General features: G+C 32.4%; 10 protein-coding genes. 3 read left to right on the top strand and 7 right to left on the bottom strand.

All coding sequences use genetic code 11. The annotated features are described in order from the left end of the window. The 5 genes from IW15_RS21625 to IW15_RS21605 all read right to left on the bottom strand — a co-directional run. Nucleotides 1–3,448: FG-GAP-like repeat-containing protein (locus IW15_RS21625; protein WP_185097439.1), on the bottom strand; the 3,448-nt coding region annotated here is incomplete at its 3' end. Between the two features lie 15 nt (nt 3,449–3,463). Further along, nucleotides 3,464–3,910 carry a hypothetical protein gene (locus IW15_RS21620; RefSeq protein ID WP_034715665.1) on the bottom strand — a complete coding sequence of 149 codons (447 nt, stop codon included), beginning with the start codon at nt 3,908–3,910 and terminating at the stop codon, nt 3,464–3,466. A gap of 1,456 nt (nt 3,911–5,366) precedes the next feature. Further along, entirely contained in the window at nt 5,367–5,597 is a 231-nt protein-coding gene (locus IW15_RS21615; RefSeq protein WP_034715663.1) for a hypothetical protein, read from the bottom strand. Between the two features lie 36 nt (nt 5,598–5,633). Next, nucleotides 5,634–6,224 (bottom strand): ParA family protein, encoded by a 591-nt coding sequence (locus tag IW15_RS21610; protein WP_034715661.1) that lies wholly within the window; start codon nt 6,222–6,224, stop codon nt 5,634–5,636. 56 nt (nt 6,225–6,280) lie between these two features. After that, nucleotides 6,281–7,210, bottom strand: a complete 930-nt coding sequence (locus tag IW15_RS21605) for a replication initiation protein (RefSeq protein ID WP_034715659.1) — start codon at nt 7,208–7,210, stop codon at nt 6,281–6,283. 1,045 nt (nt 7,211–8,255) lie between these two features. Between IW15_RS21605 and IW15_RS21600 the strand changes: the two genes are divergently transcribed. The 3 genes from IW15_RS21600 (at nt 8,256) to IW15_RS21590 (ending at nt 10,066) form a co-directional block, all read left to right on the top strand. Then, entirely contained in the window at nt 8,256–8,663 is a 408-nt protein-coding gene (locus IW15_RS21600) for a plasmid mobilization protein (RefSeq protein WP_034715656.1), read from the top strand. Next, complete coding sequence (locus IW15_RS21595) at nt 8,657–9,424, top strand: relaxase/mobilization nuclease domain-containing protein (protein ID WP_034715654.1); 768 nt, start codon at nt 8,657–8,659, stop codon at nt 9,422–9,424. The genes IW15_RS21600 and IW15_RS21595 overlap by 7 nt, the downstream gene beginning before the upstream one ends. Nucleotides 9,425–9,490: 66 nt before the next feature. Further along, nucleotides 9,491–10,066, top strand: a complete 576-nt coding sequence (locus tag IW15_RS21590) for a hypothetical protein (protein WP_034715652.1) — start codon at nt 9,491–9,493, stop codon at nt 10,064–10,066. A gap of 884 nt (nt 10,067–10,950) precedes the next feature. Here IW15_RS21590 and IW15_RS21585 read toward each other — a convergent pair. Together IW15_RS21585 and IW15_RS21580 are read right to left on the bottom strand one after the other, a co-directional pair. Next, on the bottom strand, nt 10,951–11,514 hold the full coding sequence (locus IW15_RS21585) for a hypothetical protein (protein WP_131368618.1): 564 nt from the start codon (nt 11,512–11,514) through the stop codon (nt 10,951–10,953). A gap of 19 nt (nt 11,515–11,533) precedes the next feature. Beyond that, on the bottom strand, nt 11,534–14,499 hold a 2,966-nt coding region (locus IW15_RS21580; RefSeq protein WP_316931891.1), incomplete at its 5' end, for an RHS repeat-associated core domain-containing protein.

Here is a 14,499-nt window from a genome sequence, read left to right as displayed (position 1 = left end):
TTTGAATTTCAGAAGATATATAGTTACCTTGCGAGAATGCTTTAGTAGAGTTTTTATAATTCTGCCCTAAAACATTAGTATATGCAATTTTTACATCCCCGTCTTGTGTGAACTGAGATACTTTAATACCACCATTATTTGATAGCCTTTCATAAGTATAGAGAACCGTTCCTCCTATTGGGCTCCCGGATGAAAGTAGCTTACCCCAATTATCATATTTATTTGTAACAACAGTACCAAAAGGATCAGTTTGAGTAAGGGTTTGTCCCTGATTATTATAGGTAAATAATGTTTCAAGCCCTAAATTATTAATCTTTTTTTCTACAAAACTTCCTTTTGGCTCATACTGAGATTTCTCTGTAATGATTTGATTATCTTCCGAATTACTACTCATTTTTTGAGTAATATTTCCAAACCCATCATGTGAATAAGTCTCTAATAAGTAGCTAGTATTGTCATTATTCCACGCTTTTGAAGTTTTTAGAAGATTGTTTTCATAAGTATATTCTTCCTTAGAAGATTTAGTGTCATTATACGCCTGTATAGTTTCTATTTTAGATTTTGGGCGACCTACATAATAATTATTTGCTATTCCGGAAGAGTTATGCAGATAATCATACGTTGTAGTTTTTATAGCATATCCATCATTAACGTTTGATACTGTACTGGTTGGAAGGTAGTGATTCTCATAGGCAATATTACTGGTAATCACCGTATGTGTTAAAAAATCTTTTGTCAGTGTATTTTTAGGTACTGTAGCTGTTACGACTTTTGGTCTGTCAGTATCAGATACAGTAGTTACAACCTGCCCGTTAAGCAATTTATCTGTTTGATAAATAGTTTTTTTATAAGATAGTAGCTCAGTGTTATTTTCAGAAATATCAAGTGGGAAAATTTTTGTTTCATCATTGGTTCTGATTGACCATTCTTTTACCGGTACTCCTTCATTTTGTGGATCGATTTCCACCCCACCCCATATCTTTGTATTTTCATATCCATCTGCATACCATGTTGAACGGGCCGACTGAAGAAAGCCGATCATTCCTTTCCCTTGAAAATGCCCTGTCATTCCTCTATATCTAAAATCTTGTTTTCTACCCGCCTGTTTTAATTGTAAAACGGCAAAAGACTGATCGGCACGTTGTAGAGAGAAGAAAGGGTAATATTCTTTTTTAATTTTTTTATAATAGTTACTGTTTGCATCAGGATTTAGTTCAAAATATTCTACAGAAGTAGTTAGACCACCCTGACTAATTGATTTTATTCTTGCCAATTCAGCCAATGAGGTTGGAGCTTTTATTTTAAGTAAATTATCTTTTCTAAAAAGAAATACATTATAATAATTATTATTAGATCGTATCGTATTAGTAATAGGCTGATATAAAGAAAGATCATCATATGGCTGAACTAATGTAAAAGTTCCCGATGATGGAAAAGAATAAATATTTTCAAGATCGAAATTAATACTGCCATCGCTCATATTAGTTCCATTAGATGTAATCGAATTTACGGTAACACCAATTGATCTGTAACTGCTGCCGGATAAATTTGAATAAGAATATACCTGAACAATATCAGATTTTCCATCAGCGTTAAGATCTGATATCGAATAAAAAGTTTTACTGAATTGGAGCCAATATCCGTTATTTGTAGTAGCTACATTTTTATATACTAAAAAATCATTTTTACGAAAGTTATTAAAATCATTTCCTTTATTGATGTAAAATCTCCAATCATCTTTTCCTACTTTTCCTTCAGTAAGAGGTAGTGTAAAATCTAGTTTTCCATCCCCATTAAAGTCTCCAAAAAGTACTGGAAAACCTGAACCTTTTGGTTCTGCTAAATTGCCTGTAAATTTTATTTTTTTCAGGTATTGGGTAGGTGATGTTTTTACAAATTCAAATACTGTATAAGTTGTATTGGAGACATTGATAATGTCAACTTTTCCATCACCATCTGCATCCATATATTTTTGATCAGTATATGAATTTTCACTAAAACTTCCATCTCCTGAATACGTAAAAACAGGATTGGTTGAGTTTTTAAGGTCAATGATAAATCTATCTTGGAATCCTCCATTGGTGAAAGTAAGAAAAAGATCAGATATTCCATCCCCATTCACATCTCCTTCGTTAAAAGCAATACTACAAGTTGAACACGCTGTTGGGATAACCGTTTTTTCAAAGACTTTCACAAAAGCATTATTTCTAAAAATATAGCCTTCGACTTTATCAAACATATATTGTACAATACCATTCCCATTGTATACTTGTCCTTCTTCGTCTACAAGTGCAGGTACTACAACAGCATTATTATTAAAGGATATATTGCTCGAAACAGTAGAAAAATCATCATTAAAAGCACCTAATTTGACAATACCATTAGACATCAAAAAATCAATATAGGAATCTCCGTTAAAATCACCTGTAAGCTTAACATTATTTAAAGATTCACTCCCAAAATTAGCGCCAGCGACCACTGTTCCTGCTCTATTAGGGTAGGAAAAAATGACAGGATTAGCAGGTTCATTATTGCCATTGTATTCTGTTATCTGGTTGACAAACTGATAATTTGTTCCATTTTTTATATAATCAATGGAATATTTTTTAAATTGAGACCCATTTGATTTTACATTAATTTCCGATAAAATTTTATCTTGAACAAATAATAATCCCTTAATATGAGATTCTTCTTTTAAATCTCGATCTGCATAAGTAAATTCAACACTATTAAAATGAGGTGTATTTAATGTTTCATTTCCACCCCAATAAATAGAAGAAATCCTTACAGTAGTAACTGTACTTCTAAAGCCTCCTGAATTTGAATTACCTTCATAATTATATGAAATATAATTTCCTTGTGCATCTTTCCATTTTACTATATTATATTCTGAAGGTGTTGTTACGCTAATACCATTTCTACCGGATCTATAAGCTCCATACCATGCCTGTGAACCATCTTCAAACGTAACTTCAAATTCTGCTGGTCCGGCTAATTGCCCATTAACTGGATATACACCTAGAGATTTTATTTTTACACTGGAAAATTTTTCGGTTACATAGGTTGCTCCGTCTTGTCCATAAGCAGCGGGACTCTCCGGGGCAAGAATAAGTCTTTGTCCGTTAAAACTGTAATAATCAGAATAATCAAGCTGTACTGCTTTTAGTTCTCCATCTTTTTCAATGTTTTTGCTTGTTCTTGTGATAGAAGTAAGTCCGGAAATTGTCCATCCATACCCTGCAATTCCATTATTGGAATTGCTTAAATACATAAGACTGATATTAGGTGATACACTTTTTACTCCTGGCGGAATGGCAATAGGTAATGTATACTGTAACTGCCCACCAGCAGTTACCTCTATTTTTCCCTGAGTATCGTGGTAATTGTTTTGACCATACAGTGTAAAAGCAGTTAGTATACTTAAAAAAAATATAAATAATTTATTCATGATAATAAGAGCAATTTAGTTTTTGGTAATTGTTTTAGTATAAATGGTTCCGTCCGATAAATAAAATTTGAGATAATATACCCCATAAGGATAGCTTTCCATATTAAAAACACAAGAAGTATTACTCGTGTTTTTTACATCAAAAACATTTAAAATTCTAACATCATTGTAAGGAACAAGCTCTATTCGCTTGATGTAATCTTTTATTTTAACATCCCAAAGTATAGTAAGAATTGTTTTTACGGGAACCGGGGCTACCTGTATACTGTTGGCAACTCCTTCTGATATGGTTTGTGATTTGGATTCTGCAAGAGTAGAAATTTTGCTGCTTGATTTACAGGCATCACATAATCCCCGGAGCACTTGGTTTCCGGCTTCGTCATACTCAAAAATTACAGTTTGTGCGGATAAATTGCTTCCTAATGAAATAAGGAATGCAATCATAAAGATAGATTTCATCATATAATATGTGTGTTTTGTGAATTAAAATAGTAAAAAGTTTCAAAAAAAAAGTAAAAAAATTGCAATTTTTTTAAGGCGTTAATATAATATTTTTTTCTTTCTAAATATTAGGTAAAAACCCGATATCTTAATATAGTGATTTCCTGCAAAGCTATACCGGAAGAGCGACAAAACGTGTCGTATTTTAAAAATATTCATGTTGAATTTAGTTTATAGGCATAAAAAAAGCGTGGAGCTATGTCTACCGCTAGGAGGTACTGGTATACCCGAACACAAATAAACAAGCCCACGCCGGAGCGTGAGCATTGCATATTCCTGTGTTCGAATGAAAATTACCAGTTTTCCTAACAGAAAAGCAAATGCTTTAATTTTTTACCGTAAATGTTATTGGGGCTAATTTAAGAAAGATAATTTAAATATCCATTGTCTGTGAAATTTTTCAGTCGTCACTTCCTTAGCCTTCTCGTTTTTTCAAAACGCTTGCCGTTCGTTGCTCCTTAGTTCAAAATTTTTCTGATAAAACATACACAAAATTACTCCAAAAAAATGGTTGTATGACCTATGAATAGGAGCGTGATTGTTTTGGACGTCTTAAACCCTGTGATGCATCCAGCTTTTTGCGAGGGGTAAACCCTGATATATAAATTAAAATTTATGAATAATATTGATTTAGACCTTATAGGTCAAGTAATTTCATTAATCACAGGTGTGATAGGATTAGTTAAAGTTATTATTGATTTAACTAAGAATAAGAAAGAGTAGTAAAACTACTCTTTTTTTATTAAAAGTGAAAAAACATTCTCTTGAAGGTATTAGAGCATAAACAAATAGTAGAGAAGAATTAGTAGTGTTATAGTGGGGGTTAATTTTAAAATCAATGCTTTTGGTTCGTATTGGATGTTTTTGTACCTTCGTTACGAAGACAAAGTCTCTCGCACAGCGAGGGGCTTTTTTTGTGCCATACATCAAGATATTTTGGTGTAACAGAACTTTTTAAAAGGTTTCGACATCTTGCAGAGCGGACGATATCCTACAAAATTATCTTTATCTGAAAAGTGCGTCACAATTTTGTCAATAATCATGAAATATCTTGCAATACCTTTATTCATGGTAATTACAAGAAAGTGAAAAAACGTGTCCTTTCAGGAGTGCGAGTAAATTTTTCTATTTGTTCCGGATAAATTAAGCAAAAAGGTAAAAGCTCCAGTGTGATATTATTTTTGGAGACAGCCTTTTTAAGGGTTAAATATTTAAACGTCGAAAACTAAATTTTTATGAGAAATATTATTAAAAGACCAACAGTCTATGGTTACATCTTTTGGACTATAATAGTTATTGGATTTTTTATACTTGCTGGATTTGCAATTAGAGAAAAGAAGCAGGTAGAATTCCGTATTAAGAATGATTTATTCATTTTAAAAGCAAATGATTAGGCTTACCTAATCATTTGCTTTAATTATTTATTCTCAAAATATTTTTTATCAATAGCAGAATTGATAAGATTTTTGAGACTTATATTTTGTTCTGCAGATATCATTTTAAGAGCTTTCAATTTTTCTGCAGGAATATGCAGAGAAAAAAGGACTTCATTTTTTTTCTCTTTAATCGGTACAACTTTTTGTACCGGAGTTTTGATTTGTGTTTCTTTTGCTTTGCCTATAAGGGCGGTAAAATCTTGCTTTGCCATATTTTTATATAAATATATAATTATATAAATGTATAATTAATTATTAATTGCAACTGTTAAAACTTCTTTTGTAAGGGCATCAATTTGTTTCTGTGCTTTATTGTTTTCCTCTACTCCATTGACCAAAACAGAGCGGGAAAAGGCGACTAAATCAGAAATCATATTTTTAGAAACCCGTACATTATATTCTCCTAATTGATTTTTAATTTCATCGGTGAGAGTTGTATTCGGTTTAACCATATTAAATACAATAACTGCTTTGTGCTCGTTTCCTGATTGTTCAATCATATCAATAGTACTTTTAATTGCCAAAAGATCTAAAACACCTGCTTTTGTTGGAATGATGATAACGTCTGCAAGATTACATAGTTCAGGAAGTTTATAAGACAAATACGGGGGAGTATCAATAAATACAAAATCAAAATCAGAATTCTGAATTTCTTTTAATTTGTCTGCGGAAAAAATAGGAACTTCGGATAAGTCCCTGATTTGGTATAAAGAACCTTGAGCATCAAAATCGATAATACAAACTTTTGCATTTTCTTTTAGGTTTACAGCAAGGTTAAATGATAATGTTGATTTTCCAACACCTCCTTTCTGGTGGGTAGTTAATATAATTTTTGCCATTTATACAAATATATAATTACACAAATATATAAATATATAATAACAGGAGGGTGAAATTATTTTTTTATGGGTAAAAATCCTTTTTTCTGATATACTCCAACCAAGTAGCCGACCGAATTTTCGATTTTAAGTTTTCTCTGTCTGATCTTTTCGTTCAGCTCTGTAATTAAGATGTCAAAATCCTTTTCTTTTTCTTTTCCGGCAATTAGCTCCGCCTGTTCCTGACTAAGACCGTATGTTGTTAATTTTGATACAAATTTTTGGATATTTAAAGGTTTTTCAAAATCAATTTCGAGTTGTTTGAATTTTTGAGAATTAATATTTAGAGTGATCCAATAGAACTCTCTCCCTTTTTTCTTTAATTCATAATCAAACTCAATATCTGTATTTTCTGAAACTTGTTTTCGGGCAATATCCAAAACTTTAATTTTGAAATCGCTTATTCTTTCAAATTGTTCATTTCCTTTTTTATCAATCAATCCGAGCATTTTTTTCAGTTCCGGAATCTCAAATCTTTTTGTTCCTATACTCCGCCACTGACAAGCAATCGCATACAGCCTTTTAGCATATTTTGAAGAACAATTTAAAACAGATTTTAACTGCATTGCTGTAAAATTATTTTTTAGATCAAAAAAGTAAGGTTTTGCTGTTTCGTTTATTTTAATAACAAAAGAGCCAGAACCTTTAATATAATCAACATATTCAAAAAGCCAAAGCTGACGATACTTTTCGGGTGTTTCAATTTCAAACATTCTACTCCCAATATCTTCGGTAGCATCTCTTAGTTGTTTATAATTCCATTTACGCCCTGTAATAGCTTCAATATCATGAGTGTGAATGGTGTACTCTAATTTATCTTTTTCAAGGCAGGAAAGCACCATAAAAAGAATATCAAGCATACAAGCAGAGTAATCATATCTTCCGGAAGTAATTACATTATGTTGAAAAACAAGTTTATCATCTTTGTTTACATCAATCAATTCCATGTCAGTAATTTTATTGAGACAAAGATAATAACAAAAACGACATTTAAAAACATCTGTCAATTAATTATAGCGTATTTAACTTATAAAAGGTCGTTTTTAGCTTATAAAAGGTCGTTGTAAAACTTATAAAAAGTCGTTTTTAACTTATAAAAGGTCGTTTTTAGCTTATAAAAGGTCGTTTTTAAGCTTGTAAAACAATGTTAATCAATTGGTTATAAAGCCTTAAACTAGTAAACTATTAAAGTAGTAAATTTTTAAAAGATACGTTTGTTTCGAAAGAAATTTTATCTGATCTATAGGAGCGAAATTTTGAGGTCATTTTGTCATATGCGAAGTGGAAGAAAAACAAAAAGAAAGAAAAACGAACTTTTCATAAGTCGGGTTGCGCGCGATTGCTATGTTTTACATAGTAAATAACGATAGATAAATTCTATTAAATAGAGATTGCCCTGTGCTGAAAATAGGGGAGTTGTCCGGCTTCTGATCAGTGCGATATCCACTCCGGAGCAATCCTTATTTTTTCCTTCAGCTTTTATTTTTTTCTCCTTTGTTTTGCTGAATGTTTGGCTAGTTTTTTTGTTTCTGGTTCTGATCTGAAGTATTATCACCTACTAATATTTTGACAGGGTAGAGTTGGGCTATGTTCCGGAATCAGAGGAAACTAACCCTGTCAAAATATGGGTAGGTTGGCGGGGTAAAAAGAAAAATGCTACATTTGACATGAAAAAAATATTTATATATTAAGGGCAAGTAGTACCTTTTGACGTCAAAAACATGAATTTACATTCATATTTCCGCCACAAAAGGACAACTTGGTTTATTCCTAACGTCATAAACGGGCAAACAAACCGTTAAGGATTAGAGTACACTTTTAACAGATAGACCTACATAATTAGATTTTATATAGTCGGAAAAAACAATAGGAAATAGGTATAAATAAAAACACCTCCTTTGTGCAAAGGAAGTGAAAAATTATTAATTTATAAAAAATCAAAATTTGGAAAAAAATTATTTCGAGACACTAATATATAAAAAAAGGTGAGTTATGGAAGATCAAAATATAGAGGATTGGGAATCTCTTTTTAAAGAAGAATTTGAGAATATTGATAGACAAAACCAATATCGAGAAAGAGGAAAGCTCGGAGGTCGCCCGAAGATCAGCGAACCAAAAACCGAACGTCTTGCACTTCGTTTTACTCCTGTGGAAATGAAAAGACTGAAAGAAAGAGCGGATAAAAAAAAACTGAAGCTCACCGATTATAGCCGGATCACTCTGCTTGAAAAAGAACTTCCGGACTATGAAAAAAATATTATGCTGACGGAGTATGCAACGAATTTCCGGAGAATCGGAAATTATATGAAAAAGGAAATTTTCACGCCTGAAGAAAGAGCCGGACTGCTCAGGGAGATAGAGGAAGCTATAAAAGGGATTAAAACACAGGTAAAATGGTAATATCTGCATCTACAAGAAATGTAAGCTCCCGATCTATCCAATACCAACAGAGCGACAAGGAGCAGAGCGTTGAAGTGTGCCGGAACGGACTTTCCGGAGAAAAGCCGAAAGAGCTGTTTGAAGAATTTAAACAGGTTGCCGATCTGAATAAAAGAACGGAGAATAAATATGTTACAGCTGTGATCTCTCCCCCAAAGGAATACAGCCAAAATTTAAGTCTTGACGACTGGGCAAAACTGGCAGAGGATTATCTAAAGCGTGAGGGAATCGGAAAGGATAATCAATATTTAGTCCACCTGCACCAAAGTACGGACGATAAACACTTGCATATTATCGCAAACCGCATTGATTATTACGGTAAAAATCAGATAACGAGCCACCATATCGGGGAAAGAGCATCCGGACACGCTGAAGTATTATCTAAAGAGCGGAACTGGAAGACTTTACAGGAGATCACCGGAGAGAAGAAAGCGGAAATTAAAAATGTGCTTCTCCAGGAAAAAAGACAAAGTAAAAGTCTGAGAGATTTAGTAGACCGCATGGATAATCGGGGATATATTATGCAGATCAGCGAGAACTCGAAAGGCTTAAACGGAGCAAGGATCATCCCGAAAGCCGACATCAATATGAATCCTTCCGTTTTAGAAAAAGTAACAAAACAGGGTTTTAAATTAAGCGATATCGACCCGAAGTTAAAGATTAAGGAAATCGCCTTAGAACTCACAAAAAGTATATCGAGAGACAGAGGAATGTCGATGTAATATTAAACCAAAATGGGGCAAAATGTCCACTAAAAAAAATATAAACAGTAAAAAAATATTACCATTATGGAAGATCAGAGCACAAATCAAAATGCAGGTTCCGGACGGCTTAACCCAGTGGAACTGTTGGAACAGTTAAAAACAACATCATCAGCACTGGAAAAGCAAATATCACAACTTAACTCCGAATCTGCTTCGATGCAGGAGCTTACTATGGAAGTCTCTGATATCTTCGACAGGAAAGTACAGGAACTAAAGAAAAATATTTCCGGTATTGAGGTTGGGATCTCCCCTGAAGATGTCCGGAAGCTCGAATCCTACAAAGATTATTTTAAGCACTATAAACCTGTTTTATACATTTCCCTTTTTGTGATGCTATCAGGTTGGGGATTGGCGATATTTGGGGCATATTCCGGAATAAAATATTATAAAGAAAGTGTGCGCACAAAACAGGAGATCAGGGGCGAAGTTCTGCAGGAGATTAACAAGGACGGAAATGTTATTGTAGAAAAAGCTAAATGGGATAGTTATGTAGAGCAGTCGCAGGTTTTAAGGGCATGGCAGAAGTCGAACCCGAAAGACAGCGAATCATTAGAGATCTATTTTAAAGGATATCAGGATTTTAAGAAAGGGAAGAAATAAAAATGTTTTTTCCGACTATTAATCGGCTACGCCTACTCATGTATTTTTCAAAAATTATAAATTTTATCAAATACATTCAGGAGAAAGGGATTATTAATTATCTTAGTATTTTCGAGTGGCAGGAATGCTCCGAAAATTAATTTTTTTCATCATTTGTGTTTTTAGACAGCCTTTGCGCTGTCTTTTTTATATTTATACTATGATAAACGGATCAGGTTTACAACAGCCTTTAAAGCAATACTATTTCTTGTATGCATCGGACTTATAAGTGCAAAAACCAGTAGTATTGACCACTCGGTTTCGGTTTAAATTGATCATTCTCTATAACATAAATTGCTTCGCGAAAAGTTCCTTCATCATTGGCTCCAAACCAAAAATGGGACAAGATTTCCACTTCGTTAAATATCCCAATTTTAGAGTAGGTGTTTTTGATATCTAAAAACTTTAGATTATTCGTTTAAAATAGGGGAAATCTTATCTCAATATTAAGCTATAGCCTAATTTAATACTTAATAAAAATTTCATGAAAATCCTAATAAATTAAGTTTTTATATGTTGTTTAAAATCAATTGCTTATGGCTTGAAACGTACATGTTGTTCCATTTTTGGTTTGAACCCATCATTGAGAAAATAATGGTCACTCAAAATTGAAAAGAAGTGGTCAATGATACTGAAATTTACAGCTAAAATATTCGATGTTAATCCGCCCCTATTTACCGTCTAATTAAATCAGTTTAATGTATTAAAACAATGCCTTTTAATACATTCTATCCTTAACATACAAAATTTTATTTTTCGTCGATTGACCCCTTTATTCGACGAAAATGCCCCGAGGCATCATTCATTTAATACCTGTAAAATTTTCTTTCTATAATTAAGAAATATTATTTTGTAATATTTACAATTATATTTTCAGGATAATTAATTTTAATTATTCTTGAATCATTAATAGAACTTTTATCAAAAAATAATATTCTGTACCTGCCACTATCAGACTTGTTACAATTCAATTCAAACTCTTTTCTATATATTTTTTTAGGTGCAAGATCTATTGTTTTTGCTATATAATTTCTCTGCATTGTTGAATCTATATTGATAATACTTTTCTTTTTTGAGACATCTATAAAACTTGTATAAATTTTGTCTACCACGATTTGTTTAATGTATGGTTTTACTACAATATTTTCATCAATATTCTCTTTTTTCTCTTCTAATATTTCAAAAATAATTTTAGGTGGCACAAAATAAATATTTTTATTGCCATAATTATATACGGAAAATACTAAATTACTATTATCAATAATTAAATCTACTTTTAGATTTTCATTGTAATCTATCTTATTTTTATTTTCTGTAGCAAGTGTTATTTTACATTTAGGAACTTGTTTTTTATTTGTTTCCGAACAAGAAATTAAACTTAAAAACAGAATTAATATTATTCTTTTCATTGTTTTCTTTTTTTGTAAATTAATATGCCCATGGAGATATTGCACCCATTTTTCTATTGAAAACAGGTAAAAGAAAATTTCTTAAGATATTAAACTCTTTAATATTATTACCTGTTATAACATTATCTATAGCGTTTGTTATGAAATCATTATCAATCCCTATTGCTGGATTGGAAGGGAAATTATTAATTGCTGAAAGATAGTTTTCCAAATCAAAAATTGCAGCATGTCCTAAAGTGTTTACTGAGGCATTGTACCCACTAGTAAATAATTTTTTATCATGTAACATGTTAATATAAGAATTACCAGCGTACATAGCATAGGAATGTCCAGTTTCGTGTACCATAGTTGTAAATAGTAACTCTTTTGAAGCAAATGCAGCTTTTGAATAATGTATAGTAGAAACACCTGTGAAAAAATTAGGTCTTGGCGTATAAGCATAAGCCTTTCCGTTGGTTGTATTAAAGAACCCATCAGATGTAAGCTCATAGCTATCTGAACCAACTACATCCTTTCCTACATTATATTTTTGCATACTGGCTGAAGAAAAACTTCCTTTTCTCATCTTTTGAAGAGTTTTATTTGAATATTCTAAAGGTTTCCCTCCACTTGATTCACTCCCTTCTCTTTTATAGCTAAACTCTTCTTTCATTCCTGCATATTTCACCAAATAATTTATTGTATAACTCACTGCACCTGCTGCAGCTCCTATTAATCCTCCTGTATAAAAACCTCTAGCAAAACTTTTACCATTAATTAATGCGTCTACACTCCCGCCTATAGCACCATTAATACTACCCATAACCACAGCACCATTAAAACCTGTGGCGGCATAGGTGGCAGACAGTCCTCCTGAAACAGCCCCTGTAACAGCCCCTACTAATAAACTTTTTCCAAACCCTCCCCAAGACCAGCTGCCAGTAACAAGGGCTTTTATACTATATACCCCTGCCGATATGGCAACCCCAACAATAGCTCCTGTCGTTACGGTTGCCCAAAAAGTACTCATTCCCCAAACTAGTAAAAATTGAAAAACTTCTCCGCTTGGATCGTTATACATTAATGGATTATTCATCACATACCCATATTTATTATAGTTCTGAGTATTGGTAGGGTCCTGTATATTTTCGTCGGCATTTAAGAATCTTCTTAATAATGGATCATATAGTCTACCATTCATATGAATGAGCTCTACTGCATATAAATGTTCATGAGAGGTATATCCACGATCTACTATAAGAGAAGGATTCTTATTAAGATATTCTTCTACTTCTTTCCCTACTAAAATATGGTTTTCTTTAATTTGAAGATGTGTAAAGATACCCCAAGCATCGTAATGTCTGCGTTCTTCTGCCTCACCATTTTCATTACTAATTGCTAAAATACTACCTAGATAGTCTTTATGTAAAAACTTATAACCTTCTCCATCAAGCCCAATATTTCTCGTAAAAATAATATTACTTTCATAAGGCGTACCTTCTATATATAAAATATGTTTTTCTTTTCCATTTTCCCTGTCAACAATAATTTCCGCATCTCCACTTTCACTGTAATATTTTTGATAAGGCGCTTCTTTAATATCTTTAAAATTTCCACCATAATACATGATCTGTCTGCTTTCAGACAATCCATAAGCAAAATCATAGTCTCCGCGAGTTCCGTCAATTTTTACAGGATCATTATTTTCATTGTATGTTACCTGCTGTAGAAGTCTACTCTGTCCGTTCAGATCATAATTTTCTACTCCCTGAGGATTTAGCTTTATACTCATTACACGATAAGGACTTCCTCCTATACTGAATCCTACATCTCCTAACTGATCATTAGCGATAATTCTTCCGGTATTGTCATATTTATTGGATGATATCAGACCTGTTTTAGGATTAGTCCATTCTACAAGTCTGTTATTATCATCATATATAAAATTCTCATCAATCCCAAAATTTTGATGAGTACGATAATTTAGCTCATTTTTTATAGCGTCAAAACTATAATCTAACGTCATAAGATCCGCATTGCCGGAGATATGAGAAGTATGAGCTATAAATCCTAAATTATTATATTGATTACTAATCTTTGTATTTCCTAATTTTGCTCCTAATACTTGTCCTTTAGCATTAATATTTTCAAGTTGCCAAAGAATTTTTCCGCTATTTGTATCAGTAATAGATTCTAAACTGCCATTTGAAGTACTATAGTTATTACTAATAGTAACTTGTGTGGTATTGCCACCAGAATCTAACCCTTGTGTGTACTGCGAAATTCTTCCCAATGCATCATACTTTATATATTTTTTATAGAATTTTCTTTTTTCAAAATTTTCTATATCATCTATTAAACGTCCATTAGCATCATAATTTAAACCATGCGCAAAATATCTTCCATTGGCATAACCTTCTTTTTGTATCATTTGCCCGAAAGCATTATATTTAAAAGAATACTCTTTTTGCGTGGAAACTCCATCATTAGAGATCTCCCTTACATCAGAAAGAAGCCCATCTGAAGAATAATTGTATTCTTTATACCCTTTTGGACTTGTTTCTTTTTTAAGAATTCCAAACCCGGTATATTCATATTTATACAATCCGTTAGCAGGATCATGGAAAGATGATTTTCTTCCCCAGTTGTCATAAGTAGTCGTTACTGAATTACTGGCGTATCTTGCTTCAATCTGATGTCCTGCGGCATCATATGAAAAACTAATAGTACCTCCTTTGTCGCTAGTTCTTATTATATTACCTAATGCATCGCTATATTGGCTGTTGGTTCTTCCGTAGCCATTCAGCTCTTTTACTGTATTAGTCATACCGGACACCGTTGTTTGCATTTGTTTTCCTGTAAAGGATGTAGCTGTTATTTTAGCAGGATATGTAGCATCATCATACGCAATAGTATTCCATTGAGAAACAGACTGCCCTTCAAAATAAGGTTCAGACTCTTTTACTTTTCTACCTAATACATCATATTGAATTTCAGAAGATATAT

Origin of the sequence: Chryseobacterium soli, from assembly GCF_000737705.1 — a bacterium.
GTDB classification, from domain to species: Bacteria; Bacteroidota; Bacteroidia; order Flavobacteriales; family Weeksellaceae; genus Chryseobacterium; species Chryseobacterium soli.
The sequence above is the reverse complement of the archived record's forward strand: the minus strand, read 5'-3'. Positions and strand labels throughout refer to the sequence as shown.